Genomic DNA, 26420 nt, shown 5'->3' with positions numbered 1-26420 from the left:
TTTTTTATGCAGACAGTTCAATCTCCTGGTTCTGTTGAGACTCCTTTGGTTGCCGGAAATACAAAATCTGTATTGAAGTGGGCAGCCCTTGGTTTAGTCGGAATTATAAACGGTTACGCGACCGTTTTGATGTATTCACGCGGAGAAACGGCATTTGCTATTCTCACCCTCATCTTAACAGCATTGGCACTTTATATATTTGGTAGTAAGAAAACCTACGCGCATCGTTATATCTATCCAGGTATTGCGGGAATGATCTTATTTATACTGTTTCCATTAGCTTATACCGTCAATTTGGCGTTCACCAACTACAGCGCCAAAAATCAGTTAACACTGGAGCGGACACAATCCGTTTTAGAAGATCGTACATTTCAAAGTGGTGATAGCTACCCATTTCAGTTAATTAAAACTGCTGGTGGACACATCATTGCCATTCAAGATGGTGAAGAAACATTAGCGACCCGAGAATTTAGTCTGACTAAAGACGTGACTGATAAAGAGCTCGCGTTGACTGCGATTGATTCTAATTCCCTAACTGGTGAAAAAGAGCCAATTAAAGCCATCATTAAAGCGCGCCCGATGTTAAGCAATATTGATCTGATTAAGCCAGGTGGCGAAGCTGTTCGGATGAGCGGTTTGCGTAAATTTGCTGGTGTGCAGCCGCTATTTAGCTTGCAAGACGATGGCATAACCATGCTTAACAATGAAACAGGTGAAACCTTACGTCCGAATATGGAAGTGGGCTTTTACCAAAGCATAGATGAGCAAGGTCAATTTATAGGCAATACGGTCTCTCCTGGCTTTATTGTTGGTATTGGTACGGCTAACTTTGAGCGAGTATGGAAAGATGATGGTATCAAAGAGCCGTTTATTTCTATCTTTATATGGACGGTCGTATTTTCAGTCTTAACCGTCATCTTTACGCTAGTGATTGGGCTAGTATTAGCCAGTGTCGTCCAGTGGGAGGAGCTGAAAGGTCGCGGGGTATATCGAGTGTTGTTGATACTGCCTTATGCGGTTCCTGCATTCATTTCCATCCTGATTTTTAAAGGATTGTTTAATCAGAGCTTTGGTGAAATCAACTTAGTGCTAAACCAGATTTTTGGTATCTCACCAAATTGGTTCTCCGATCCTGTATTGGCTAAAACGATGGTAATGATAGTCAATACTTGGCTTGGTTTTCCGTACATGATGATCTTATGTATGGGATTATTAAAAGCCATTCCTGATGATCTTTATGAAGCATCCGCCATTGATGGTGCCGGTCCATTAAAGAACTTCTTCCATATTACAGTGCCATTGATGATTAAACCGATGACACCCTTATTGATTGCCAGTTTTGCCTTTAACTTTAATAACTTTGTCATGATTCAGCTGTTGACTAACGGTGGGCCAAATATGATTGGCACCTCAGAACCTGCAGGCTATACCGACTTGCTCGTAAGCTACACCTATCGCATCGCGTTTGAAGGTAGTGGTGGACAAGACTTTGGTCTAGCAAGTGCTATTGCAACGCTGATCTTCTTGTTAGTCGGTGGTATGGCACTACTCAACCTTCGTTTCACTAAGCTGTCTCAGGATTAAGGAATAATAAAATGGCTATGGTACAAGGTAAAAATCTTAAATACCGTGTTTGGGCGACGCACATTGCGCTTTGGGTATTCTTATCGCTGATTATTTTCCCTTTATTAATGGTGATAGCGATTTCGTTTCGTGAAGGTAATTTTGCAACGGGCAGTTTGATCCCAAGAAATCCTTCTTTAGAGCATTGGAAATTAGCATTAGGTCTATCGGTGACACATGCCGATGGTAGCGTGACGCCACCGCCATTTCCTGTGTTGTTGTGGTTGTGGAATTCAATAAAAGTGGCAGGAATCACCTCTATTCTTATTGTTGCGCTATCCACCACATCAGCTTATGCCTTTGCTCGTATGCGCTTCAAAGGAAAGAACACCATCTTAAAAGCGATGATGATTTTTCAGATGTTCCCAGCGGTGCTGGCATTGGTCGCAATTTATGCATTATTTGATAAATTAGGGCAGTACATTCCGTTTCTGGGTTTGAACACTCATGGTGGTTTGATCTTTTCATACTTAGGCGGCATTGCTTTGCATGTATGGACGATTAAGGGATACTTTGAAACTATCGATAATTCGTTAGAAGAGGCCGCAGCATTAGATGGAGCAACGCCTTGGCAGGCATTCCGTTTAGTGTTACTTCCTTTGTCTGTGCCAATCCTTGCGGTTGTATTTATCTTATCCTTCATTGGCGTAGTCGGTGAAGTACCTGTTGCTTCATTACTATTATCGGACGTAAATTCATATACGTTGGCCGTAGGCATGCAGCAATACTTATATCCACAAAACTATTTGTGGGGCGATTTTGCCGCAGCGGCAGTACTGTCAGCACTGCCTATCACGATAGTCTTTTTACTGGCTCAACGTTGGTTAGTCGGTGGATTGACATCCGGTGGTGTGAAAGGGTAACGGGTTTTTATTATTGTTCTCAATGGCTCTAACCAGCTTTGGAGTCAGTAAATGAAAGGGGGAAGCCATTGGCTTCCCCCTTTCTATTTGCTTTAAATCTTTTCGAGATTTGAGGGCGCATGCCCTAAATGGCGCATCAACACATAAACACTTTCTTGATGTAGTGCTACCTTACGAAATAGGTGTGAGAATACCGAGTCACCGCCAAAACATTCATTGATGTAATGATCAATTCGTTCTTCTGAGTAGCCTTCCACATACATCGTCCTTACCCATTGATACTCAACTGCTTTATTGTCCTTAATGACATCAATTCCTAATTTAATTTCTTGCATGGTATCTCTTAGTTATTTCTTACTTGCAGAAACAATCTAGTGCGTTAGCGGGTAACCGATTGTTGTGATAGAAAATTTAAACAGAAGTAAATGAAAATTTGATTACAGTTAGGTTGCAATATTATGTAAAAAAGACAATTTTTGGGATTTAGAGAGTTTATTGACCTAACAATGACAAAAATAGAGATAAACAAAATAATAATTCGGCATAAGAAGAGCGATGAATATACGTATTGTAACTGAGTGCATATGAAACAATGGGTTATATGTGAATTTTCAGATCTATATTAGATATTTATTATATGAAATCAAAGATTGAGAAAAGTTCGTTATAAAAATGTGTATGGATTGGTAGAATGCGCATCGCAAAGTCATGTCTAGGCACACCTGGCTTGGAGCTAGGGGGAGTTGAGTCATATGTTAAAACGTTGCACTAGTATTGTACTCATCAACGCATTATTGATGAGTGGGTTAGCTTATGCCGGTACGGTAAGAAACCTTAATTTATCAGACGTTAATGCACAAAATAAGAATAGTCACTTACAGAGTTTTTCTAAGACTGTTTCATTAGACAGTCAATGCGATGAGGCTCAATTTAATTTACCGAAATCTTTAATGGTTAAGGCGAGTAAATTTGATGATGCCATCATCCAGTCAAATGTTCAGTTTCACCGTGGCCTTGTAGACCCTTATATTTATCAATCCAGTTATAATTATAATCAGGTAAAGGGTAAGCTTCAGCTTAATACTCATTGGCTATGTAAAATTGTTCAAAACAGTTCAAAACCGACATTGTGGTTGATGCCAACCATTGCGATGACTTCTGGAAGCGGTTCATTTTATTATCTGGATGTTGATCAAAAACAAGGTGATCACTTTACTATCGCGCAAGAATTGTTTTTAGGCGATCGTATTGCAATCAATTCCTTGGTCTATAAGCAAAATTCTATCGAGCTGAGTTATAAGCAACATACCCTCACTCAGGCGATGTCAGACCAACCTAGTGAATTGATTACTCGGCACTTTTCTATATCCGAGGGCAAACTTGTTGAACATTTGAATTGAACTTTATTTAAAAAATGAGCTCGAAGGTTTGCAATAAGTAAATGAACTTATGTAAAGAACGGCAACACTTGATTACGATATCAAAGATGAGTCGTATCGCAGTTACAGTGATAAACGAATAAGAGCCAATTAAGCTCTTCCATTTTACAAATGAATATGTGGTGGTATGGTAACGACCGTTTCCACTTGTTCAGCTTTAATTTTAGTAGGTATTTCGGTGTTTAAGCTTAATCAACTCAGTCAACAATCTCGGTCAAGAATCAAAAAGGGCCTGTTGGTTTTGCCAGTAATATTGATATTAGGTGCAATATTTTCACATTCACAAAATGAACGTAAATTTGTGCCTTTAAATGTAGAAAGCCTTGCTTCTACATCCATTGATCAACAAAAGCCTAAAGTTGCTAAGGTCGCAAAATCAGTCCCTAGCTACAGTTACACCGTTAAAAAAGGTGATAGCTTAAGTGCTGTTTTCTCAAAGCTTGGCGTTCCTTATTCAAGCTTGCTGAAAATTATGGAAGAAGATCTTAACCACCTTTCTCTAGATACACTTCGCCCAGGAAACCAACTGTTATTTTGGGTGAATGGTACTACGCATACATTAGACAAGATGCAGCTTAAATTTAACCCTGCCGATATTGTTCAATACACCCGTAATAAAGATGGGGCGTATACATATAAAGATGTCTCGGTTAAGGGTGATTGGCACACCAATGCTTTAGTTGGTGCAGTCCACGGCAGTTTCTCTCAATCAGCGCACAAATTAGGTCTTAATATCACCGAGATCCGCGGTATTACTAATTTGATGAAAGATAAGATGAATTTTGCACGAGATCTTCGTGCGGGTGATAAATTCTCGGTTGTGCATAAAGTGCAAACCGTTGATGGTATTGAAACGGGTACGCGTGAAGTAGAAGCCATCAAAATTTATAATCGAGGTCGTGTAATCAGTGCATTCTTGCATACCGATGGCCAGTATTATGACGAAAATGGTGAGAGCCTTCAGCGTGCGTTTATGCGATACCCGAGTACGTTCCATCGTGTTACATCAAAATTTAACCCTTATCGTTTGCATCCAGTGACAGGGCGTATTTCGCCACATAACGGTACTGATTTTGGTGCGCCTTCAGGAACGCCGGTACATGCAACGGGTGATGGTAAAGTGATTATGATTCGTAATCACCCGTATGCGGGTAAATATATCGTGCTTGAACATGGCTCTATCTATAAAACTCGCTATTTACATTTAAGTAAGATGCTAGTGAAAAAAGGCCAACAAGTTAAAAGAGGCGATGTGATTGCTCTATCGGGCGCAACAGGTCGTGTTACGGGTCCTCACATACACTATGAATTCTTGATTCGTAATCGTCCGGTTAACCCCGTGACTGCGAAAATCCCAATGGCAGAATCCGTGGCAAAAAGTGATATGAAGCAATTTGCGGCAAATCGTGATAAGTTGACGCAAATGATGAAAGCTGAAGAAGTATTGCTTGCGAGTCAAAATAGTTCGCAGAATAATGCTTCTCATAAAGCCCTGTAAATTTAGGTAGATAAAATGAATCAAAGTGAATTTAACCAACTGGTTACGTTAGCAAGTAAATGTGCCGATCTTCCAGAAGCGTTAACACTGCTACAAGAATGCGAATTTGAAGAAGTGTCTGAAGTTGCGCTATCTTTAAAAGGGCAATTTGCTCTTGCTGAGGTTGAAGGCGAGCAACGTGTATATCATGTGACTACAGAGCAAAATGGCGACGATTTAGAAGAATTTCTTGAACATATAATGAATGTTGATGAACATGTGATTCGATTTGTTGCTTGGTTCTTTGATGCTTATTTTGATGTGAAGCCAAGCGACACATACAAGATTGCAGGTAAAACCTACCAGCAACCAAAAAGAAAATAAGTCTGCAGTATAAATTTAAAAAATCCGCCTTTATGGTGGATTTTTTATGTTATGGGCTTAATTGAATTACCGATTAGTCATTACCTGTTCGCGCTGGAATATCGACAACATTATCAGGGACTGTGGTGTTTTTGTTCGAAGGCAGCCATTTTTCTAGGTCATCATAGCCACCGATATACTCACCATTCATCCATATTTGCGGTACAGTGACCGGTGTTTTTTGCCCAATATGTGCTTTCACTTCGGGAATCATGCGATAGAGAGCAGCACTGTCTTTAACGACGTCATGATATTGATAAGCAATGCCTGCTTCATCGAGTTTTTTCTTGGCTTTTACGCAGTAAGGGCAGGTGGCTTTACCAAATACAATATTGCCCTGCAGATCATCTTGTTTGCTCCACTGAGAAATAACCGATTGGACTAATACGCCGCGATTTAGTGCTTCACCTTGGCTTACGACTTTGCCTTCCACTACCAGTATTGGCGCGTGCCATGAACCAAGCTTTAACGGCTCCCACCAATGAGACAACCAGTCTTTCATTTCAAGCTCTACGGGAACGTCTTTAAGTTCATTGTCGAACGTATCTTTAAGAATATCTTTGGTCAGCGTACATTCACCACAAGGGATGTTGACCTTAAATGGCCCCCAACTACCTGCCCAGCGATAAAGTGTGATTTTAATGGGTTTGCTCATCATGCGCTTCCTTGTGTACGTTCGTTATTAGAGTAGAACATACATTTCTGGAAAATCTTTCAATTATTTTGAAATGAATAACGTGTTTGATAATTAGAGAGAAGAAGACCGAGCATAAGGCTCTGTAACCATCCCCTAAAATAGGTGTATTCCGATTTAGAGTTCTTCCGTTTAAACTAAATAAAACGGAGAATGATCATGAAAAAGTCACGCTATACAGAATCACAGATTGTTAAAATCTTGAAGGAAGTTGAAGCAGGCCGAAAGGTCTCTGATGCCTGTCGTGAATATGGCATATCAGATGCAACGTACTATAACTGGCGAGCCAAATATGGCGGTATGGATAGTTCGGACATCAAACGACTGAAAGAGCTTGAAGAAGAAAACCGACGATTAAAACAAATGTACGCTGATTTAAGCTTGGATCACTCAATTCTTAAAGACGTTATCGAAAAAAAGCTGTAAAGCCATCGGTTCGCCGTGAGTTGGTTGATTATGTGAAATGCAAACATAACATCAGCCAACGTCGAGCGTGCCGTGTTGTTGGCATCAGTGACTCAGTTTATCGATATCAACCAGATCTTCATCGAGATGATGAGGTCATTGATGCACTTAAAAAAGCGGTTGAACGTTATCCAGCATACGGCTTTAGCAAACTATTTAAGACTCTAAAACGATGGGGTTACAAATGGAATCATAAACGAGTTCATCGCATCTATCGTTCACTGAATCTGAATATGCGACGACGTAAAAAGAAACGCCTTCCAACCCGTAACCCTATGCCGCTATGTGTACCAGAGAAAGTAAATATATGCTGGTCCATGGATTTTATGAGTGATTCATTACAGTGCGGAAGACGTTTTCGTACGTTCAATCTTTTAGACGATTTTAATCGCGAAATATTAGCAGTAGAGATCGACTTAAGTTTACCCACAGTACGTGTTCTTCGAGTACTTGAGCAAGTTGTCGCATGGCGTGGTTATCCACAAAAGATACGAATGGATAATGGCCCTGAATTTATCTCGTTAAAACTGGCTGAATGGGCGGAAGAAAATCAGGTTGAGCTGGAATTTATTAAACCAGGAAAGCCTACACAGAACTCATATATTGAACGTTTTAACAGAACCTATCGCGATGCCATTTTGAATATGTACATGTTTAAAACACTGCGTGAGGTTCGTGAACTCACAAAAAGTTGGATAAATGAATACAACAGTGAGCGGCCACATGACTCACTCGGAGATCTTACTCCATGGGAATATTTGGCTAAATCACAACAGGGAGAAGACTCTAATTTCGAGTGCCACTAAAAAAGGGATGTTTACAGCTCGGTCTTAAATAACAAGTTCAACTGATTGTTTTAGATAAGCTCTATAATAGAGCCTATCTTTTAGTGATTTAGCTTTTAGTGAGCTTAGAAGTTGTAACGGATACCCGCTTGAACTTGGTCGTCTAGATCACGCTTTTTATCATAGCTGTATGCGTTCTCTAGCTTATAACCAGCGTAAGTACGAAGGTTGCTATTGAATCTATAAACAGCTTCAACTGCAAAGTTATCTACTTGGTCTACATCAGTTGCAGCGAAAACTTGGATATCATCTACATCATTGTAGTTATAAACGGCAACGAATGTCCATTTGTCTAGTTTGTATTCAGCAGATACTTCGAATGCGTTTACGTCTTTATCAGCAACAGAACCTAGAGCGTACAAACCGCCTAGAGTGAAGTCAGCGATAGAGTATTGAACTGCAATGTTGATTTGGCTGTCATCATTTGCGCCATCTTTTTGTGCTACATAACCAAGACCTAGCTCTAGACCGAAATCAAAAGCGTATAGACCTGCGATGCCGTAGCTATCGTTATCTTTTTCATCGCTTGCTAGGTAGTTAGCTTGAATATCAAAACCGCCAAACTCACCCGCGTATAGGAAGTTGTTTGTGCGCTTGTCTTTGTTGCCATCAACTATGTCAGCAGCATCTGCACCAAAAGTTGCCATTGTATCGGTTACATCAGTAAGCATCACCTGCGCAGTGTCTTGCTTGCCGTAAGAGAACTCACCAAAGTTAGTACCGATACCGGCAAATACGTAACGGTTAGTAATGTCAGCATCAGTATCAAACTGAGCTTCATATTTACCGAAACCGTATAGGTCGTTGTTAATTTGAGACTTACCAACAATGTTTAGACGAGCGCGTGACTTATCTTCAAATGCGCTAGTGCTATCAGATTTGTTGTCATCAGAGATGTTAAAGCGCGCTTCTGCACGACCGCCGATTTTAAGCTCAGACGTATCATCTTTATAAACGGTTGCCGCAGCTGCAGAACCAGAAGCCAGTAGAGCCAAAATTGCGGTAGTTAGTGCTGCCTTTTTCATTTTGAAATTTCCTATTGATATAAGTTGAGTGTGTACTCAAAAGTTATTTATGTAGGCAAGAAGCCGTTTGATTTGCGGCTAATTTAGAGCTCAAATGTGAATGTCTAATGACTCAAAAATGAAAGAGCGGTGACGCTTTGATGACGGTTAAATGAATTGTGTAATTTTTAAGCTATTGATTTTATAGGAATTTTAGAGGTCAAATTGAACGTGCAGTATGAGGTTGGCTTGATTTGTTAATTTTAACTGTTTGAAAATAAAAGGAAAAACATCTAACTGGTGTTGAGATAAGAATTTTAAACAACTTAAAGCCGGTTAGGTGATGTACGGTTTATGCTTTGCCGAGGATATTATTGAGAGTCAGTTCAAACTATTCGCAAAAACGTGATCTTGATCGTGGTTGTTGGTATTAACTATCTTAGGCAGTGCAGGCTAGCCGATAAAGTGATGTGATTAAACGGTATAAATCGAAACTATCATTTGCTCTGGTTATGGCTACAGATAATTAGCGCTTGCAATTCATCTGCCTACCCTTTAGGGTCACACCCGTAATATACTGCTATATATCCAACCCACATAAGGAATCTCCTTTGAGCGACAATAAATTTTCAACATTATCTTTATCTCAGCCATTGCTCGATAATTTGGCGTCGATGGAGTATTCCGAGATGACCGCGATTCAAGCACAGAGCTTACCTTTGATGCTGAGTGGCAAAGATGTGATTGGACAGGGTAAAACAGGCTCAGGTAAAACAGCAGCCTTTGGTTTAAGCCTATTAACTAATTTGAATGTGAAACGCTTTCGTGTTCAATCTTTAGTGCTGTGTCCAACCCGAGAGTTGGCTGACCAAGTTGCAAAAGAAATTCGTAAATTAGCTCGTACTATTCATAACATTAAAGTACTGACTTTATGTGGTGGCATTCCAATGGGCCCGCAAATTGGCTCTCTTGAGCACGGTGCACATATTTTAGTGGGTACTCCAGGCCGTATTCTCGATCACTTGGAAAGAGGCCGTATTAACCTTGCTGAGCTAAACACATTAGTGCTTGATGAAGCGGATCGTATGTTGGATATGGGTTTCCAAGATGCATTAGATGCGATTATTTCTGAGGCGCCTAAGCAGCGTCAAACATTACTGTTTAGTGCAACGTTCCCTGAAAAAATTCAGCAAGTGGCTTCGCGCATTATGCAAGATCCACAGTTGGTAAAAGTGGAATCAACTCATGATAAGAGCAGTATCACACAGCACTTTTATAAAGTAACCAATAACGATCATCGTCTTGAAGCATTAGAAACATTGCTATTGGCTCATCAGCCAGAATCTGCGGTTATCTTCTGTAATACCAAGCGAGAAGTACAAGTTGTTGCCGATGAGCTTCATCATAAAGGCTTCAGCGTGATTGATTTACATGGCGATCTTGAGCAAAGAGAACGTAACCAGACATTGGTTCAGTTTGCTAACAAAAGTATCTCTATTTTAGTTGCAACGGATGTTGCGGCGCGCGGTTTGGATGTAGAAAATCTTGACGCGGTTATTAACTACGAGCTTTCACGTGATCCTGAAGTGCATGTTCACCGCATTGGCCGTACTGGTCGAGCTGGCAGTAAAGGTGTTGCTTGTAGTTTGTACACTGAGAAAGAGTATCATCGCGTAGCTCTTATTGATGAGTATATGGATACAGAGATAGCCCCTGAGTCTTTGCCACAAATTGGTGCAGCTAAAGCACTGCAACCTACTATGGTGACCATCGAAATCTCTGGCGGTAAGAAGCAGAAAGTGCGAGCGGGTGATATCCTTGGTGCGTTAACTGGACAAAATGGCATTGATGGTAAAAAGGTGGGTAAAATCAATCTATTTGATATGCGTGCCTACGTTGCTGTTGATCAGTCTGTAGCAAAAGTTGCCCATAAAAAGTTAGAAAATGGCAAGATGAAAGGACGTAGCTTTAGAGCTCGTATTCTATCCTAGTCCTTTTTATCGTATTGCTTAATTAGACGATTCTGATTAGAGAAAAGCCCTTATATCATTGATATAAGGGCTTTTTTATGGCTAGGTAAATCACCATTATGCTAGTAATCATCGTTATCTTTGCAACCGAAAATACTGTTAATTGCTGATAAGACCATAATGACGGCAAGCCACCTTCTAATTGCTCTGTATGCCCTATGATCCCAATATTTATCAGATAGATTCATAAGCAGAGCCAAAAAACTAAAGACAGCCAGTAATTTGAATAAGGTCAGCGATGTGTCTATGGGAACTCCTAAGCGGTAATTTAGGTGATGAAATTAATGAAATTCTACTTTTTCTGTGACGACTTATTGGGTGTCTGACCTGACCATTCCAATAGCAGGGTGAGATCACGAATGTTATTTGAACAAAATCATGTGCATTATTGGAACAAGTCTTTGTGGCATGGATGCCACAATGAAGCCATCAAGGATGATTTCACGGCGTCTTGTGGAGATGATGTACATGATTGGTCGATAAGTGTTCACTTGTGCGTTCGCCCTAATTCCAATAGCGACCGGATAGGTTTATGAGAAGTAGCAATACGCAAAAAATAGCCAGTAAGATGAGAAATATTTTTATAAAGAGCTCCAAAGTGACCAATTAGTTGACGTGCGTAGAGTAACGTTACCGCTGTTAAAAAGTGTTACCATTTTATGCCACGGTAAGAATAAAAAACCTCATTTATTATCAATGTAATAAATGAGGCTTAATAGGTTATAGCGAGTTGTATTCTACTTTAATCAGTAGAGAGCAAGATTAACCAGCAAAGTTCTGAGTTAAGAAATCAACACCCGTTGCACCATGTGCTGTAATTACTTTGAAAGAGACACCAGTTGTGGTTGCCCAATCCGCCATTTCGTTTTGGCAATGGCCCGGATGTCCTGCAAAGCTGTTGGTACCTGCATTGTTGAAATATGGACTTGCTGGATTGGCATCTTTAGGAGCGGTATAGCCATAAACTGCTTTTAATGTACCAGCGAATGGTGGTGCGCCATACGGGCTAATAGTGAAAGCATTTTGAGCTTGTCCGTTTTGTTCAAAATGACCTTGTTTATTATTTTTTTGCTGAAGATCAGTGTTATCCATTGCATTGTTATATTCTTTGTCACCCCATGCTAGTGGAGAAGTGGCTGGCTGCATACCTGCTGCAAATTCAACTTTGGTTGGATCTTTGGGATCTTTTACTTCCTTACAATAACGTTTCTCTGAACGTGCACAGTTAACCGCAATCATGGTTTGTGCCTTTTGACTATTGAGATCAGTTCCTTGTGGGATGTTGATAATACGACACCATTTAGGACTTGCAGGAGTACCACTGGCAGGTGCATTACCAAATACCGTTCCGGCTAATAGTTTTGTTTGGTCTAGAGAAGCAAAGTCAACAAGGTTGGATGGAATTTTATTGTAGACAACTCGTCCATCTTTTAATGTAAGGAAGTCGCTACCTGCATTTATTGTATTTAATTTCCACTGCGCTAGCCATGCTTTACCAAATTGGTTTGCGACACCCGCCTCGGCACTAGATAATAGAATTTGGTTCGCTTTTAGGGCTTGTTGACCATTTCGTTGGTCACTGATGCTACCAGAGTCAATCACAAAATTAGAATTGATATGAGCATGATTGAAATTATATGAGAAGACTTGTGAATTGCTTGTGCTACATCCACTAGAATATTCATATTCAGTTAAAGTACCGTCTATGGTCATGCCTTGGTTATCTACGACAACAGTCATTGGTGTTGAGTCGTAGCAATGCCACTTTGTCGCATCTAATGTAGGGGCGCCTGTATCTGTTGCAGTGACAGGGTGGTTACCAACAAAGGTTAACGATGTTTGACTCGCTTTAGTGGAGAGTTTAGCAAACGCATCTAACTTAAGTACATTAGCAATACCTTTGCTTATTCCAGGGTTAATACTTTGAGGAGTAACTTCATTCTGAGTTGAAAAGAAATAAAGGCTATTTAAAGCAGTATAAAGGGGAGTGTCATGTTTAAACTCAAAACCACTAGGAGCATTAAGATAGCTAGTTATTTGGTCTTTTTGTGCTGATGTTAATTCAGCTTTGATATTCGATACATCATTACCACTATTACAAGCACTCAATATAAACAGACTAGAAACTATAGCGGTTACTTTAAATAAGTTCATAAAACCCCATTATTTTTGAAGTTAGCCTTAACCTAGAGATCTGATTAGGCTGAGATAATGGGGAAATTATAAATAAAAATATGAGCGTAAATGCAATTGAAGCAATGTTCCCATATTTGAAGACCATCACAGAAGTGTGGTTATTAAAGTGATGGTGATTTGAGTTAGTTAGCTTATGGTCAGGGTGAGATCACGAATGTTATTTAAACAAAATCATGTGCATTATTGGAACAAGGCTTTGTGGTATGGATGCCACAATGAAGCCATCAAGGATGATTTCACGGCGTCTTGTGGAGATGATGCACATGATTGGTCGATAAGTGTTCACTCATGCGTTCGCCCTAAGCTTATGACCTATTTAAATAAATAAGGAAATAGCTTATTTTTTTCCTGTTGAGTGAGGTTTTCTACTCGAGCAATGTTGTCATCAGGGATTGCTTCAGGGTTAGGGTAGTGCTTTAACACTTTTTCCATCGATGCTTCACGAATCAAATGAATCGTAGGGTACGGAGAGCGATTGGTGAGGTTCTCTGCATCTTCAGGATCAGTGCCACCAAAGCAATAGTCAGGGTGGAAACTGGCAATTTGATAGATACCTTCATAGTCTTGCTGCTTGATGAGTGCATCAACCCAATCAAGAAAGAAGTTGTAATCCATGAAGTCGCCAAGGATCTCTGTCGCAACCACTAGCGTGGTTTCTAACTCTTCGGCGCTGTGGCTGTCTAATTGTTTGAGCTCTAATAAAATGAATTCAAGTAGAGCTTCTTCAGTACTGGCATCAGAGACGGCTACTTTTATCTGCTTTTTCTTATTAGGCTTGTGTGCAAACGGACACAGGTTAAGCCCAATCACGACATCTTCTAGCCATTGCTGAGTTTGTGTTTCTACACTTTTTAGGTCAGTTTTCATGTTATTTAGTATTAAACCCTTGCTGTTGTAGAAAATCATGCATAAATGGACGCGCCTCTTTACTCAATATTTGAGTAATTTGCTCAGACCAAGAAGCTGCTTTTTTATTATCAGTGCGAGTCGCGTAATACTGCTGAATGTGCGCGTCATATAACGCCAATTCATTCATATCGATGGCAGAATAAGTCTCTTGATGCACCACAATTGACTTTGGTAAGCGCGGTTTAATTTCAGGCTGTTGATCTGGGTATCCCAAGCACAGTCCAAATAACGGAATCACATGTTTTGGCAGTGCTAAAAGATCCGTCACTTGCTGCGGGCTATTTCTCAGACCGCCAATGTATACGCCACCTAAGCCTAAAGACTCGGCTGAAGTGAGACAATTTTGCGCTACCATAGCCGCATCTACTGAGCCAATAAGTGTTTGCTCTGTAAATCCGAGTTGAGCCTGTGGATGTATTTGTTGATGGCGATGAAAGTCGGCGCAAAACACAAAAAATTCAGCACAGCTTTCAACATAAGGCTGCCCACCTGCATATTGTGCCAGCTTTGCACGACTCTCTTTATCGGTAATACGAACAATTGAAACGCACTGAATAAAGCTAGAGCTTGAGGCGGCTAAGCCACAGTCTAAAATGGTTTCAAGTAATTTAGGTTCAATAGTTTGCTCAGTAAAAGAGCGAATTGAACGGTGAGAGAGGAGAGTGTCTATAGTGCTATTCATCAGGCTATCCATACGGTGTTATTGCCATTTAGAGTAGCAATAATGCGCTACTGAGCAAAGTAACTTATGTTTTCTGACGGTATAGATGAAGAATTAGAGGTATGTACGTTCATCGAGGGGTGTTCTAAAAGGGACAAAAAGAAGCCCCACACAGCAAGCTGGTGGGGCAAATTTTTAACGCAGCAATCCCGCTACAAACACATTCCCTAACACTATCCTTGCTTCGGCTAAATCCGTTAACCTAATCCTTGTGCATCGTCGTCCTGACGGTGTCCTTAAATTCAATGTTCCTTATTGAATCTTGCGCCTATCCTAGGGCTATACTTCCGTGTTGATTACATCCTAGTAATCGATTCTTCATCCTGAAGATACCTAATCCATTAGGTTTTCCGTTCCTGCCAACTCCCTGTCGACAAGAAACATATTACGGTATTCACCTAGTTTAACAATGTGGCTAGGTTTGATTTTATCAATCCGTGCTGTCAATTTTAAATCATGCTTAAGGATATTCATTATGAAACAATAGGTTAGGTGTGATTGTTGCGAGTTTTGATGGGTTGATAATGGAGGAAGCTTACATGTCTGTGAGAGATCTCTTACATAGTCGGTAGCCAAAAAAGAGCAAGGCATAGGGGGCGTGGAAAAGTGAATAGTATCCTGTGTTGAACAATAGAAGATTAGTCATAAAAAAGGCCAGATCTGCGCGGTTTCCATCGCAGAATCTGACCTGATCATTTACTTACTGTGATAGATATTACGCTGTCGCGAGTGCTGACTCATCGCTCTTTTTTAAGAAAGCGTAACTAAAGCCTGTCACCAGTGTACCTGCTGCAATTGCGACCAGATATAAAATGACGGGTGAAATAGCATTTGGAATCAGCAGTACAAATAATCCGCCATGAGGGGCAAGCAGTTGTGCGCCAAACAGCATGGATAGAGCGCCAGTTAATGCACCACCAGCCATACACGCAGGAATCACACGCATTGGATCTTTAGCCGCAAATGGGATTGCACCTTCTGAGATAAAGCATAACCCAAGGACAAAAGAGGCTTTTCCTGCTTCGCGAGCACTTGCTTCAAATTTACGTTTTGCTAAGAATGTTGCCAGTCCCATACCCAATGCTGGCACCATACCTGCCGCCATAATTGCAGCCATTGGTGCGTATTGTTGTGAAGCCAGTAAACCAACACCAAATGCATAAGCCGCTTTATTAACAGGACCGCCTAAGTCAAAGCACATCATTGCGCCTAATAAAATACCCAGCATAACCGCGTTGCCTGCGCCCATGGTATTTAGGAAGTTTTCTAGTGCGGTCATCGTTGCCGCGACAGGGGTCCCAACCACATAGATCATGATTAAACCGGTAAACAATGTGGCGATAAAAGGAATAATGAGAATGGGTTTAAGTGCTTCCATTGACTGTGGTAGTGACAGTTTGTCGGCAATAAATTTAGCGCTGTAACCGGCAATAAAACCTGCCACAATACCACCTAAGAACCCTGCGCCTAGAGAGCTTGCCAGCATGCCACCAACAAGACCGGGAGCAAGACCGGGACGATCGGCGATGGAAAACGCAATGTATCCCGATAACACCGGTATCATAAGGGCAAATGCTGATGCGCCGCCAATACTCATCAGTGAAGCGGCGAGTGTGCCTTCTTCTTTAAAGGCCTCGATACCAAAAATAAAGCTAAGGGCAATAATTAAACCACCGGCAACCACCACAGGCAGCATATGTGATACACCGGTCATGAGATGTTGGTAAACACCTTTGCTTTCACTTGCGCTAGTGGCGTTTACATTACCTGTTGCTTGATAAGGGGCAGCCTCGACGAACGCTTTCTCGATCTCCTGCTTGGTCTTTTTAAGGGCAGGACCTGTTTTTGTGCGGTATAGCAATTTCCCGTGAAATCGCTCCAGTGGCACATCAATGTCAGCGGCAATAATGACTAAATCAGCTTGTTGGATATCTTGTTCGGTAAGTTGATTTTTAGCGCCTACTGAGCCACGAGTTTCAACTTTGATTTGATGCCCTTGAGCAATAGCTTCGTTTTCTAGTGCTTCGGCAGCCATAAAGGTATGCGCTACACCTGTTGGACAGGCGGTAATCGCCACGATATTTTTGCCTGCCTTTTGCTCTGCTACTTGCTCATTGACGCTTGCAGAAACTTCGCTATCAGTTAAAGGCTTTGCATTTTGCAGAGCGGTTTCAATAAAGGTTTTGCCATCTTCGATTGCAGCATTAATCTCACCGCGATACACGTTTTTACCCACAAAGCGGCGGGTATCGACCACAGTATTAGCCGCAATAATGATGGTGTCAGCATTTGCTATATCTTGTGAAGTTAAGGTGTAGCCGTCGATGATTTTTGACTGACATTCAATCTTTGCATCAAGTTTAAGAGACTGAACGGCTTTTTCTAAAAGCCCAGCGGCAATGATGCTGTTTGCAACACCACTAGGGCAGGCTGTAATAATCGCAATATTCATAGGAAGACCTTTATTTTAACGTTAGAGTTTGTTGAACATTTATTTGTCGAACGCTGACTTGTTCAATCATGTTATTTAGTTGCTGTTGACTAGGAATACCGACGCCAACTTGTGTTACGGCTATGGCGGATAAGCCAGTAGCAAATTGTAATAGAGTTGTTTTTTCCATTTCCTGCATATGTCCCCAACACAAACCTGCAACTAATGTATCGCCTGCACCAACGGTGCTGATGACGTTGACTTTAGGAGGTTGAGAGAATAACCATTGATCTTGATTGAGCCACATAACGCCTTGCTCACCCATTGAGACTACGATGTTATCTATCCCTTTATCGGCAAGCTCTAAGGCTGCGTTTTGGCACTCTTCAGGGGTAGTTAATTCGCGTTGTACAAACTCGGCTAACTCTTCATCATTAGGTTTTATTAACCAAGGTTTGGCTTGTAAACCCTCTGATAGAGCGGCGCGACTGCTATCAAATAACACTTTTTTACCCAATTGATGCAGCCTTTCAATCCAAGAAGCGCAAAGCTTAGGAGAGACACCGCTAGGCAGACTGCCAGCAATGACGAAATATTCATGTTCTTGTGCAAGAGTAAAAAGGGTTTCTTCAAATCGTGTTATATCCGAGTCTGTGACTTCAACCCCAGGGAAATTGATATCGCTAATTCGGCCCTCATTTTCAACCAGTTTTACGTTAATGCGTGTGGCACCTTCCACTCGCACAAATGCGTCTTTAGCGTTGATATCGTCAAATAACTGAGTAAAAAGTGTTGGATTATCTTTGCCTAGAAATCCGGTTACGGTGACTTGTGCACCCAGTTCGCTCAGTACTTTGGCGACATTGACCCCTTTGCCTGCTGCTCTAATTGATCCTGAGTCAGCAAGGTTTACGTGACCTAACTTTAAATTAGGCATGTGTCCGGTCAGATCCAGTGCTGGATTGAGGGTGACGGTCACTACTTTTGTTGTTGTCATCGCTGTCTCCTTATCCTTCACCAAGGCCAGATTGAATTGCGATACCTATACTCTGCAATGCCTTTTCTGCATCAAGTCCGTTGGCTGAAAATTTCAATTTGTGGCCGTGTTTTACGCCCATAGCGATGACCTTCATTAGGCTTTTTGCATTGACAGGTTTTGGCTCGCCATCCATGTTGTAAACCGTGATTTGCGATTCAAATTTTTTCGCTTCCGCCACCAGCATTGCGCCTGGTCTTGCGTGTAGTCCGTGAGCATTTTTGATAATAAATTCAGCGCTGTGCTGTGCGTCATTCGATGGAGTTGATATCTCACTGCTGTTAAAAAGAGCAATCAGTGACTCAGGTGTCGCTTGCAAAAGTGACTCTTGTTTACCGGCAGATAACGTATTAATTAAGGTGATGAGCATTGGTAGGTGCGCAGAGTTATTGGCGGAAAATGCGATTAATCCTTTCACTTCTTGGCCTTGATATTCGCATTGGTTTGCGGTGGTAACAAAAGACATCGCAGTACGCTTTACGCCTTTATCCGTTGCCAGTAGCCATAATCCGTGACCTAACGGGGTCGGTGTTTGAGTGACCAAGATTGAGACAAATTCATTTTCAACACAGCCGGTGTTTTTAAGTAGTCCGCTGGCAACCGCCGCCATTTGCAACATGTCATAAGCGGGGAAGTTAAGTTGAATTAATGAAGCATCAAAATCAGCTTTGAGCTGAACATCGCCATTAAGTAGCGCGACAATGCCATCAGCACTGTCTGCATTTTTGAGTGCGTCTTCAACGCCATTGGCTGAGAGCACCTTGGTGAGTTGTTTTAAAATACCTAAATGTTCATCAGATTTTGCGGCTATACCAATCGCAAGATAAACCGTGTTGCCGTCACCCCAGTCGATACCGTTAGGGTAGTGGTGTATCGCCACGCCTGTTTTATTGACAAGGTTTCGCGTTTCGACCGTACCGTGCGGTATTGCAATGCCGTTACCTAAAAATGTCGAGTTTTGAGCTTCTCGGTTTAGCATGCCCTCAACGTAAGCGGGAGCGATCAGGTTTTTATGTGCAAGGCTTTTTGCCACGGCTTGGATCGCAGATTCTTTATTATCAGCATATTGCTGTAAGTGGATATCTTGTCTATTTATAGTCAGCATGTTCGCCTCAATCTAAGTTGGTTCGAGCTTTTGTTTCGTTATTTTAACTACTTTTCTTAACTTGCTAAATCGGTTCAGCAAATCAGCAAAAAAATAGATAAATTAAAGTTTGTAGAACGTTATTGTTTAATTCTTAATCATAGTATGGATGTAAAAATCAATATTTGCATAGAAAATAATAGAGATTTTTTCTATTTATTTGCTCTGCTAAATCGTTTCAGCTTTCATAGTTAACCGATTCAGCTTATAATTCAAACAAAAGTAACAACTGATCTAGATAACTATGATCAACTGCACAATTTATTAGGATCTCAAATGACTTTAGAACAGATTGCTAAGTTGGCGGGCGTGTCAAAAACAACGGCAAGTTATGTGATTAACGGTAAGGCTAAAACCTATCGCATAAGTGAAAAGACGCAAAGAAAAGTGATGGCAGTGGTTGATGAACATCATTTTCGACCTGATCATGCCGCCTCGTCATTACGAGCAGGAAATAGCCGTTCTTTTGGTTTGATCATTCCTGATTTAGAAAATGCCAGTTACGCAAAACTTGCAAAACTGCTAGAGCAGAATTCAAGAAAAGCCGGTTATCAGATTCTAATTGGTTGCTCAGATGATGATCCTAAAACAGAAAGAGCGCTTGCAGATGCACTGCTTAGCCGCCGAGTCGACGCCTTATTTGTGGCAACGTCGATGCCACAAGCAAATGATTATTATCAAGTATTGCTTAACAAGGGGACGCCGGTTATTGCGATTGACCGTCTTTTGGATGATGAAATATTCAGTTGTGTTGTCAGTGAAGACTTTGAGGCAGCTTTGCATCTTACTCAGTCAATCTTATATAGCGATGTATCCAGTATTGGTATTATCGGTGCGTTGCCAAACCTTCCTGTTTCGCGAGATCGTCAATTAGGTGTTGAGGCAGCCGTCAAAGGGTGTGAAGTCTCTGTTAGTTTTGCTTATGGGGAGCACTTTACTGCAAGTGAGGGTAGACGTTTAGTACAAGAGTGGGTGGACAATGATTGCTTGCCCGATGCGCTAATTTGTACTTCATATACTCTGCTTGAAGGGGCTTTGGATGTTATTTTACCTAATCCTGAGCTTGTGAGTCGATTACAGGTGGCCACTTTTGGTGATAATAGGCTTCTTGATTTTATACCAATCAAAGTCAATGCAATGGCGCAGCGATTTGAAGAAATTGCTGATGCCGCACTCGCGCTAGCATTAAATGCCAGCGCTAAGCGTTATCAGCCCGGTGTTGAATTAATTGAGCGTGCGCTGAAAGTGAGAAACACCAGATAGATCTTCCTTATTTAGACCCTAGGGGAAGGGTGAGTTCACGAAAGTTATTTGAACAAAATCATGTGCATTATCGGAACAAGCCTTTGTGGCATGGATGCCACAATGAAGCCATCAAGGATGATTTCACGGCGTCTTGTGGAGATGATGTACATGATTGGTCGATAAGTGTTCATTCATGCGTTCGTTCGCTCTAACCCTAGGGAAGCTTTACACCTCATCATTTGAAAAGGCTTTATCGCGCAGGGTATTTAAAATGAGCTGTTTTAACCATTGATGAGCAGCACTGTTTAAAGTGCGTTTGTGTTCGATAAGGTAAACTTTAACCGCCATAGCGGGCTCATCTTTTAATGCCAGAACGGGTGCTAAACGTTGCTGAAAATCATCAACATTGCGCAGAGTGTGAGTAGATATGAGCAATTTGTCTGAGTCTTGCATTGCATCGATAAGGGTATTAAGTTGCCCGCTTTTAAAAACAATATCTCGCTTTAAACCTTTATTTTCTAAAAACCTATCAATTGGGTTGTGATCGCCAAACACCGATCTTAAATCTAAATTCAAATCCACAAATTGATATTTTAAGCATTGCTCTAATGTGACCTTTTTCTGATGAGCTAAAGGGTGATTTGCCATGCCATAAAACACGGCGTAGGTGTGGCCGATAAGCTCTGAAGGAAATTCTTCATTGTTGCTTGGGCTTTCGATGTGAATTGAAAAATCAACGGCTCGATCTTTTAATAGAGCACTAGGCTCAAGAGAGGCAGGGTATTCAACCAGACTGGCATTGGGAGCATTACGCATTAACTCTTTTATCAAGGGTACAGAGAGTTGTCGACTCATGAGAGGAGGCAATGAAATTTTAAAGGTCTGGTCGCAGCTTTGTGGTGAAAATTTAGTGCTATCAATAAGCTTACTGACAGAAAGTAGTATTTCACTTAATGGCTCTTGTAAGCTCAGCGCTTTGGCAGTGGGTTGTAAACCGGCCGATTCTCGATAGAACAGAGGATCATCAAACACGTCACGCAGTCTTTTTAATGTTCGACTCATCGCCGGTTGTGACAAGAATAATACTTCAGCAGATCTTGATACGTTCTTCTCTTTTAGCAATACACTTAATGAGACAAGAAGGTTTAAATCCAGGCGGGACAATTGTTGCTCGAGAGTTTTCATGCTATCCACTTTAGTTATATTAGAGTCTAGATAAGTTCTAGTTTATAAATATTACTATAGGCAGGGATGAACAATTTTGCTGTGAAAACTCTCGTTTTTTATTCTAATTTCAATGAATTAGATAAGGTGCTTGTTAAGCATGGCCGTGATTAAGCGTTCTTTACTTTGGTATGGGAGTCGCTCAAAAAGTCGCTCTAACGAATAAATAGGTAAAGAGAGCAAGATATCAATATCTTGAGAATTCGGTTTTCTAGTAAAATGCATAGTTCTAACCTTATTTAAATAATTTTAACGTGTTGCGAGGCTGTCCTTAGCTCATTTATCCATAGGGTTTGTGTATTCATAGTCGTGTAGCTAACTTCTGTATAGCGAATGTATTGATGGTTATAGATGGCCTACTGACTGGAGCTGATTAAAAGGTGTAGCCGACACCGATAAAGTGAACTTGCCCAACAAATTGTCCATTGAGATTGATGGTTTTATTGGTTTGTTCAACATCCATCTCACCAAAATCGGCATATTGATAGTAAATATCTAGAGTGTGTTGACCCCAAGCTTTTGATACGCCGACCGAGTAACGGTGTTGTTCACCAACCGGTAAATCAGGGGATTGATTTGCAGCGTCATCCAGTGGGGAAGTCTCATAAGAATAACCGGCCTTAACTGCCCAGTTGTTACTCAGCTTATATTCACCGCCAACGCCAAAGTGCCAAACATCTTTAAATTCGCGATTAATCGTGTAAGGATTGGCATTTGGGTAATCAAGCTCAACGACCGTATCTTGCCATTTGCTCCAATCATGCCACTGCACTGAACTCATCAGTGTCATATTTTCGTTTAGCTGATAACTGGCACTTATATCAACAGTGGCAGGTGTGATAAGAGGCGCGCCATAATGCCCAGATCGAATAGTAGAACCATTTATCTTGAAATTTGTGTCCCCTGAAAATTTATGTTCTAACTGCGATCGATAGGAGAGCCCCAGTTTGGTTTGTTCAGAGACATTAAACATTACCCCTAAGTTGTAACCGAATGCCAAGCTATCTTCTGTTTCTAATTCAAGGTTTCTGGTATTAGCATTAATGAGTGCGTAGTCAACTTGTAGGCCTGCTGCGATAGATACACGCTCATCAAGGCGATAGGCCACGGATGGATTAAATTGGTAAGTCACCAATGCCACATCAGTGAGTTGATTGATGCCTTTCCATTGGCTTCCATAATCTAAAGCCGCGCCACCACGAGATGACAGAGCAATACCATAAGCCCATTTATCATTAATATTATGGTTACTAAAGTAACTTACAATCGGCATGGTTTTATTGGAATGTGCGTCAAACGCATCAACATCAGCGCTGTCTTCATATTTCATATCAAGATTGAGCACTGTGGTATTAAAGGTGTGACGCTCTTGCTCCATAAAACTTAATGTTGCAGGGTTTGTCCACATAGCAGCCGCATTTTCGGTATACACACCGTCACCCGCACCGCCAGTCCCCATATTGGCATAACTGGCTTCCGCTAAAAAAATCCCGCTAGCATGCGCGGTAGATGAGGCGATAGTTAGACCCACTATCACTGAAATTTTACTGCATCGAAAATAAGATAAAGACACAAGATGAACCCCAATATGAAAGACCATATAAGGGTATGAGAGAAGCATTATGTTAGCTAATGAGAAAAGCGTATTTCAGATATTACTCAAGTGGATTTAGGTTGATGGACAGACTGTTCAATGAGAGTAATAAATTGCTGATAACGACTTGGTAGTGGGCGGTCTTTTTTGCAAATTAGGTACAAACTGTCTTCAACATTGTTATGTGCAATATGCACGTAAAGATCCGAATAAAATGGGGATGAGACCACTGCGCTGAGGGGCAATACGGTAAAACCAATCCCTTTCGTTATAGGATAGAGTATTTGACTGAGCTGATTAATGGTTGTGCAGTGCGGCAATGTTTTTAGTGATACTTCGCTTAATTCTGGATTACCACATTCCTCTATGTACTTAGCAAGGTATTGATTGGCATCGGGGTGATCCACCAGTCCAATCTTATGCAATGTCTCACTAGTGATCGGTGTATTTTGATACGCTTTAGGAAGGACTAAGCACAGTATTTCAACCCCAATGTGTTTAACGGAAAACTCCCCTTGATTGGGCGTTTGAGTGACTAAACCAAATAAACAATGATCTTGGCGTACACATTCAAAAATACGTTTATTTGGCGCAGATTCAAATTGAACTTCTAAGCTTTGATGCTGTGCTTGTAGGGCTATAAATTTTGGGTAAAGCCATTGCGCTAAAGCACCAGAACACGCCAGTTTTATACTGCCACTATAGGGATTGTCGGTTTGTAATGTCTCTAATAATGCTTGCTGTTGATCCATTAATTGGCAAGCGTATTGATAGACGGTGTAACCTTGTTCTGTCAGTTCAAACCGTTTCCCTTTTTTATAATCAAAGAAGTATTGCAGGCTTGCTCAAGCTTTTGGATATGTTGAGTTACCCCTGGTTGGGTCATAAAAAGCGCTTCGGCAGTACGAGTGAAATGATTGACCTCAACTAAGGTCTTGAAGGTTTTTAACCAAGTCTGATTCAACATGTTAGATAAATTTTATTTATGCATATATCTATAAATAATAATTTTTTGTGCAGGTAATTCAAGTTCAACTTACTATTATATCAATCAGCCTCAGTATTTGGTCAGGCATAGTGCAAGGAAAATATTGGGTAATTAGCTGGGCTGAACTGTCGCTTACTACAATCGGTATTCGAATAAAGCGCCGATCTTTAGAGAAAGGGTAAAGGGAATCATGTGGCTATAATGGATGTAGTTTTGCTTTTTTTAGCAGGCATTGTCGGCGGAGTAATGAACTCTATCGCAGGTGGTGGCAGTTTTGTTACCTTCCCAGCATTAATGCTAACGGGCGTGCCTCCTATTATGGCTAATGCCAGTAATACGTTAGCGTCCACAGCGGGCTATCTTAGCGGTGCATACGCTTTCAAAGAAGATATATTGAAAGACAAAGCGAATATCGGCAAAATTTTAATACTTAGTGTCATTGGCGGTGCCATTGGTGCGTGGAGTTTGCTGCATGTTGAAGAAAATACCTTTCTTAGGGTGATTCCGTGGTTACTGCTGTTTGCAACTACACTGTTTTTAGTTGGCTCTCGTTTAAACACAGCTTTGCAAACCTTAACTGCGCAATACAAGCATGCCTCTCAGTTGGGGGTCATTTTAATTTGGCTAGGTTTGTTGGTAATCTCAGCCTACGGCGGTTTTTTTAATGCAGGTTTAGGCATTATTTCTTTAAGCTTTTTGGTCATCGCCGGTTACCAAGACATCAATACGATGAATGGTGTTAAATTACTGATTTCCTGCGGTGTATCGCTGACTGCGGTGGTGATTTTTATTGTTCAGGGCGTCATTGATTGGCCTGCCACATTGATCGTGTTGTTAGGCACATTAGTCGGAGGCTACTACGCTGCGAGAGTCTCACGACGATTACCTCAAATATGGGTCAGTCGAGTGGTCATCGTTATCAGTGTTTCAGTGACCAGCTACTTTTTCTACAGTGCCTACTTTCTGTGATGGACATAATCTAAATGCAAAGCAGTCTTTGTAAATAAAAGAGTAAGAAATACGGGAAATAACAAAAAATAGCCATTAGAGTTCGGGTTATGCCGAGCTCTAATGGCTACATATATTTAGCTTACTTTTTAGAGCGTACTAGGCTTCTGCTGTACATAGCATGCTGTTATCAGTACCACAATCGTTTGGTACATACGCATCAGCTTTTGGATCGTTTTCCCATACTTCGCCATCGATAAGATAGCGGAATTGGAACTGCTCATTTTTTGGAAAGCGAGTTTTAAAATTAAAGGCTTTCTTGGTTTTGTTGTACTTCATCGCAACAGGTTGCCAATCGGTAAAGTCGCCTGCTATTGATAGAGACTGTTCGTCAGCTTTCGGCCATTCAAAAGTAACCTCAACCTCATCTTTGGTTTTGAAAAAACGTTTTTTCAACACAGTTATATTCCTTATATATGTAAATCAATTCTTATCTAATTTTCAGCGATTAAAATATGAACTTCAAGTTTTTTTGTATTTTTATAATTAAATTTTAATAAGATGTTACAAATACTGTGCAATATCACTCTTGCAATTGAAGCAATGCAAAACGCCAGTGGGGAACACTGGCGTTTAAGATGTAATAAAATAATGATAATTATTCATATTCGCGAGTACATTGGTAAGTTGCTCGCCAAATCAACTCTCGCGAATGTTGGATAGTATTCAAAAGTTCCTTCCCAGTGATCTGTGGGATAGCAAGTAATACTCTTAAATCCAAACCTGAGTCGCCAGCCTGATAGGCTCGAACATGGGTAAATGTAGTACGCTCATTTTTTTTTAGCATTGCACTAGTAATGCAAATGCCAAATGAATCCTTATTCATGTCAAATCTCCCTCTATGAAGACGATCTCATAATACCGAATACCACTTTATGGGTATAGCGTTAACTGGCTATTTTTTGAGCTCGATCAAGAATTCAAATTAATATATTTCACTAATAGTTTGAATCATTTAGTAACAAATAGCGGTTAAATTCATGTGCTGAATGTTACGGCAGGATATAATGCTGTAAAGGTGACTTTTGTTGGCTGTGTAAATCCTTATAGCTCTATATTAG

At 40.9% G+C, this 26420-nt stretch carries 26 protein-coding genes; 9 read left to right on the top strand and 17 right to left on the bottom strand.

The genetic code is table 11. The features are described 5' to 3' along the window. Positions 1-6 precede the first annotated feature (6 nt). The gene (gene malF / locus A9260_RS13155; protein ID WP_068699677.1) at positions 7-1584 is read left to right on the top strand and encodes a maltose ABC transporter permease MalF; all 1578 of its coding nucleotides are present in this window, start codon (positions 7-9) and stop codon (positions 1582-1584) included. Between the two features lie 11 nt (positions 1585-1595). Continuing rightward, entirely contained in the window at positions 1596-2486 is an 891-nt protein-coding gene (gene malG / locus A9260_RS13150) for a maltose ABC transporter permease MalG (RefSeq protein WP_068699675.1), read from the top strand. A gap of 92 nt (positions 2487-2578) precedes the next feature. Here the strand turns inward: malG and A9260_RS13145 are convergent, their stop codons facing one another. Continuing rightward, complete coding sequence (locus A9260_RS13145) at positions 2579-2821, bottom strand: hypothetical protein (RefSeq protein WP_068699673.1); 243 nt, start codon at positions 2819-2821, stop codon at positions 2579-2581. A gap of 417 nt (positions 2822-3238) precedes the next feature. Here A9260_RS13145 and A9260_RS13140 point away from each other — a divergent pair, with 417 nt between their 5' ends. From A9260_RS13140 to A9260_RS13130, 3 genes are all read left to right on the top strand, one after another. Next, entirely contained in the window at positions 3239-3886 is a 648-nt protein-coding gene (locus tag A9260_RS13140) for a hypothetical protein (protein ID WP_068699671.1), read from the top strand. A 166-nt stretch (positions 3887-4052) separates the two neighbouring features. Continuing rightward, positions 4053-5423 carry a peptidoglycan DD-metalloendopeptidase family protein gene (locus A9260_RS13135; protein ID WP_082957105.1) on the top strand — a complete coding sequence of 457 codons (1371 nt, stop codon included), beginning with the start codon at positions 4053-4055 and terminating at the stop codon, positions 5421-5423. A 15-nt stretch (positions 5424-5438) separates the two neighbouring features. Next, a complete protein-coding gene (locus A9260_RS13130; protein ID WP_068699670.1) occupies positions 5439-5786 on the top strand; it encodes a hypothetical protein in 348 nt (115 codons plus the stop codon). 73 nt (positions 5787-5859) lie between these two features. Here A9260_RS13130 and A9260_RS13125 read toward each other — a convergent pair whose 3' ends face one another. Beyond that, positions 5860-6480, bottom strand: coding sequence for a glutaredoxin domain-containing protein (locus tag A9260_RS13125; RefSeq protein ID WP_068699668.1), 621 nt, complete (start codon positions 6478-6480; stop codon positions 5860-5862). A 198-nt stretch (positions 6481-6678) separates the two neighbouring features. On the opposite strand from A9260_RS13125, the gene A9260_RS13115 reads away from it, so the two are divergent. After that, positions 6679-7790 (top strand): IS3 family transposase gene (locus A9260_RS13115; protein ID WP_373604483.1). Its coding sequence is split into 2 segments (ribosomal slippage): positions 6679-6931 and positions 6931-7790, totalling 1113 coding nucleotides; the frame shifts between segments, so codons are not numbered across the junction. Between the two features lie 104 nt (positions 7791-7894). Here A9260_RS13115 and A9260_RS13110 read toward each other — a convergent pair. Further along, positions 7895-8854: a porin gene (locus A9260_RS13110; RefSeq protein ID WP_068699662.1), complete on the bottom strand. Its 960-nt coding sequence runs from the start codon at positions 8852-8854 to the stop codon at positions 7895-7897. Between the two features lie 590 nt (positions 8855-9444). Here A9260_RS13110 and dbpA point away from each other — a divergent pair. Next, positions 9445-10824: an ATP-dependent RNA helicase DbpA gene (gene dbpA, locus A9260_RS13105; protein ID WP_068699660.1), complete on the top strand. Its 1380-nt coding sequence runs from the start codon at positions 9445-9447 to the stop codon at positions 10822-10824. Positions 10825-11625: 801 nt separating this feature from the next. On the opposite strand, the gene A9260_RS13100 is transcribed toward dbpA, so the two are convergent. The 6 genes from A9260_RS13100 to fruB all read right to left on the bottom strand — a co-directional run bounded on the left by A9260_RS13100 (position 11626) and on the right by fruB (position 19261). Then, positions 11626-13017 (bottom strand): hypothetical protein, encoded by a 1392-nt coding sequence (locus A9260_RS13100; protein ID WP_068699658.1) that lies wholly within the window; start codon positions 13015-13017, stop codon positions 11626-11628. 354 nt (positions 13018-13371) lie between these two features. Further along, a complete protein-coding gene (locus A9260_RS13095) occupies positions 13372-13938 on the bottom strand; it encodes a DUF1415 domain-containing protein (protein WP_373604484.1) in 567 nt (188 codons plus the stop codon). Next, positions 13928-14650 carry an oxygen-insensitive NADPH nitroreductase gene (nfsA, locus tag A9260_RS13090; RefSeq protein WP_068699654.1) on the bottom strand — a complete coding sequence of 241 codons (723 nt, stop codon included), beginning with the start codon at positions 14648-14650 and terminating at the stop codon, positions 13928-13930. Before nfsA ends, A9260_RS13095 begins: the two co-directional genes overlap by 11 nt. Before the next feature lie 754 nt (positions 14651-15404). Further along, entirely contained in the window at positions 15405-17141 is a 1737-nt protein-coding gene (fruA, locus tag A9260_RS13085; protein WP_068699653.1) for a PTS fructose transporter subunit IIBC, read from the bottom strand. Positions 17142-17151: 10 nt separating this feature from the next. Continuing rightward, a complete protein-coding gene (gene pfkB, locus A9260_RS13080; RefSeq protein ID WP_068699651.1) occupies positions 17152-18117 on the bottom strand; it encodes a 1-phosphofructokinase in 966 nt (321 codons plus the stop codon). 10 nt (positions 18118-18127) lie between these two features. Next, positions 18128-19261: a fused PTS fructose transporter subunit IIA/HPr protein gene (gene fruB, locus A9260_RS13075; RefSeq protein ID WP_068699649.1), complete on the bottom strand. Its 1134-nt coding sequence runs from the start codon at positions 19259-19261 to the stop codon at positions 18128-18130. Positions 19262-19576: 315 nt separating this feature from the next. On the opposite strand from fruB, the gene cra reads away from it, so the two are divergent. After that, positions 19577-20563 (top strand): catabolite repressor/activator, encoded by a 987-nt coding sequence (gene cra, locus A9260_RS13070; protein ID WP_068699647.1) that lies wholly within the window; start codon positions 19577-19579, stop codon positions 20561-20563. A 44-nt stretch (positions 20564-20607) separates the two neighbouring features. On the opposite strand, the gene A9260_RS17195 is transcribed toward cra, so the two are convergent. The 6 genes from A9260_RS17195 to A9260_RS17215 all read right to left on the bottom strand — a co-directional run bounded on the left by A9260_RS17195 (position 20608) and on the right by A9260_RS17215 (position 24330). Next, entirely contained in the window at positions 20608-20736 is a 129-nt protein-coding gene (locus A9260_RS17195; protein ID WP_269451473.1) for a hypothetical protein, read from the bottom strand. A gap of 34 nt (positions 20737-20770) precedes the next feature. Next, the gene (locus tag A9260_RS13065; protein WP_068699645.1) at positions 20771-21730 is read right to left on the bottom strand and encodes a LysR family transcriptional regulator; all 960 of its coding nucleotides are present in this window, start codon (positions 21728-21730) and stop codon (positions 20771-20773) included. A gap of 117 nt (positions 21731-21847) precedes the next feature. Continuing rightward, on the bottom strand, positions 21848-21994 hold the full coding sequence (locus A9260_RS17050) for a hypothetical protein (RefSeq protein WP_197485239.1): 147 nt from the start codon (positions 21992-21994) through the stop codon (positions 21848-21850). Positions 21995-22142: 148 nt separating this feature from the next. Beyond that, positions 22143-23342, bottom strand: a complete 1200-nt coding sequence (locus tag A9260_RS13060; RefSeq protein WP_068699753.1) for an OmpP1/FadL family transporter — start codon at positions 23340-23342, stop codon at positions 22143-22145. A gap of 86 nt (positions 23343-23428) precedes the next feature. After that, the gene (locus A9260_RS13055) at positions 23429-24115 is read right to left on the bottom strand and encodes a substrate-binding domain-containing protein (RefSeq protein ID WP_306763860.1); all 687 of its coding nucleotides are present in this window, start codon (positions 24113-24115) and stop codon (positions 23429-23431) included. 41 nt (positions 24116-24156) lie between these two features. Next, positions 24157-24330 (bottom strand): helix-turn-helix domain-containing protein, encoded by a 174-nt coding sequence (locus A9260_RS17215; RefSeq protein WP_306763859.1) that lies wholly within the window; start codon positions 24328-24330, stop codon positions 24157-24159. 222 nt (positions 24331-24552) lie between these two features. On the opposite strand from A9260_RS17215, the gene A9260_RS13050 reads away from it, so the two are divergent. Beyond that, a complete protein-coding gene (locus A9260_RS13050; RefSeq protein WP_197485238.1) occupies positions 24553-25320 on the top strand; it encodes a sulfite exporter TauE/SafE family protein in 768 nt (255 codons plus the stop codon). Between the two features lie 138 nt (positions 25321-25458). Here A9260_RS13050 and A9260_RS13045 read toward each other — a convergent pair whose 3' ends face one another. Together A9260_RS13045 and A9260_RS13040 are read right to left on the bottom strand one after the other, a co-directional pair. Continuing rightward, positions 25459-25758, bottom strand: coding sequence for an isoamylase early set domain-containing protein (locus A9260_RS13045; protein ID WP_068699641.1), 300 nt, complete (start codon positions 25756-25758; stop codon positions 25459-25461). 199 nt (positions 25759-25957) lie between these two features. After that, positions 25958-26185, bottom strand: a complete 228-nt coding sequence (locus A9260_RS13040) for a cation transporter (protein ID WP_068699639.1) — start codon at positions 26183-26185, stop codon at positions 25958-25960. Between the last annotated feature and the right edge of the window lie 235 nt (positions 26186-26420).

It is taken from the genome of Vibrio sp. UCD-FRSSP16_30, assembly GCF_001676025.1.
Classification (GTDB): domain Bacteria; phylum Pseudomonadota; class Gammaproteobacteria; order Enterobacterales; family Vibrionaceae; genus Vibrio.
The sequence above is the reverse complement of the archived record's forward strand: the minus strand, read 5'-3'. Positions and strand labels throughout refer to the sequence as shown.

Coding starts and splice junctions, on each gene's coding strand:
- malF (WP_068699677.1), top strand. CDS start 7: ATGCAGACAGTTCAATCTCCTGGTTCTGTTGAGACTCCTTTGGTTGCC.
- malG (WP_068699675.1), top strand. CDS start 1,596: ATGGCTATGGTACAAGGTAAAAATCTTAAATACCGTGTTTGGGCGACG.
- A9260_RS13145 (WP_068699673.1), bottom strand. CDS start 2,821: ATGCAAGAAATTAAATTAGGAATTGATGTCATTAAGGACAATAAAGCA.
- A9260_RS13140 (WP_068699671.1), top strand. CDS start 3,239: ATGTTAAAACGTTGCACTAGTATTGTACTCATCAACGCATTATTGATG.
- A9260_RS13135 (WP_082957105.1), top strand. CDS start 4,053: ATGGTAACGACCGTTTCCACTTGTTCAGCTTTAATTTTAGTAGGTATT.
- A9260_RS13130 (WP_068699670.1), top strand. CDS start 5,439: ATGAATCAAAGTGAATTTAACCAACTGGTTACGTTAGCAAGTAAATGT.
- A9260_RS13125 (WP_068699668.1), bottom strand. CDS start 6,480: ATGAGCAAACCCATTAAAATCACACTTTATCGCTGGGCAGGTAGTTGG.
- A9260_RS13110 (WP_068699662.1), bottom strand. CDS start 8,854: ATGAAAAAGGCAGCACTAACTACCGCAATTTTGGCTCTACTGGCTTCT.
- A9260_RS13100 (WP_068699658.1), bottom strand. CDS start 13,017: ATGAACTTATTTAAAGTAACCGCTATAGTTTCTAGTCTGTTTATATTG.
- nfsA (WP_068699654.1), bottom strand. CDS start 14,650: ATGAATAGCACTATAGACACTCTCCTCTCTCACCGTTCAATTCGCTCT.
- fruA (WP_068699653.1), bottom strand. CDS start 17,141: ATGAATATTGCGATTATTACAGCCTGCCCTAGTGGTGTTGCAAACAGC.
- pfkB (WP_068699651.1), bottom strand. CDS start 18,117: ATGACAACAACAAAAGTAGTGACCGTCACCCTCAATCCAGCACTGGAT.
- fruB (WP_068699649.1), bottom strand. CDS start 19,261: ATGCTGACTATAAATAGACAAGATATCCACTTACAGCAATATGCTGAT.
- cra (WP_068699647.1), top strand. CDS start 19,577: ATGACTTTAGAACAGATTGCTAAGTTGGCGGGCGTGTCAAAAACAACG.
- A9260_RS17195 (WP_269451473.1), bottom strand. CDS start 20,736: ATGAACACTTATCGACCAATCATGTACATCATCTCCACAAGACGCCGT.
- A9260_RS13065 (WP_068699645.1), bottom strand. CDS start 21,730: ATGAAAACTCTCGAGCAACAATTGTCCCGCCTGGATTTAAACCTTCTT.
- A9260_RS17050 (WP_197485239.1), bottom strand. CDS start 21,994: ATGCATTTTACTAGAAAACCGAATTCTCAAGATATTGATATCTTGCTC.
- A9260_RS13055 (WP_306763860.1), bottom strand. CDS start 24,115: ATGGATCAACAGCAAGCATTATTAGAGACATTACAAACCGACAATCCC.
- A9260_RS17215 (WP_306763859.1), bottom strand. CDS start 24,330: ATGTTGAATCAGACTTGGTTAAAAACCTTCAAGACCTTAGTTGAGGTC.
- A9260_RS13050 (WP_197485238.1), top strand. CDS start 24,553: ATGGATGTAGTTTTGCTTTTTTTAGCAGGCATTGTCGGCGGAGTAATG.
- A9260_RS13040 (WP_068699639.1), bottom strand. CDS start 26,185: ATGAATAAGGATTCATTTGGCATTTGCATTACTAGTGCAATGCTAAAA.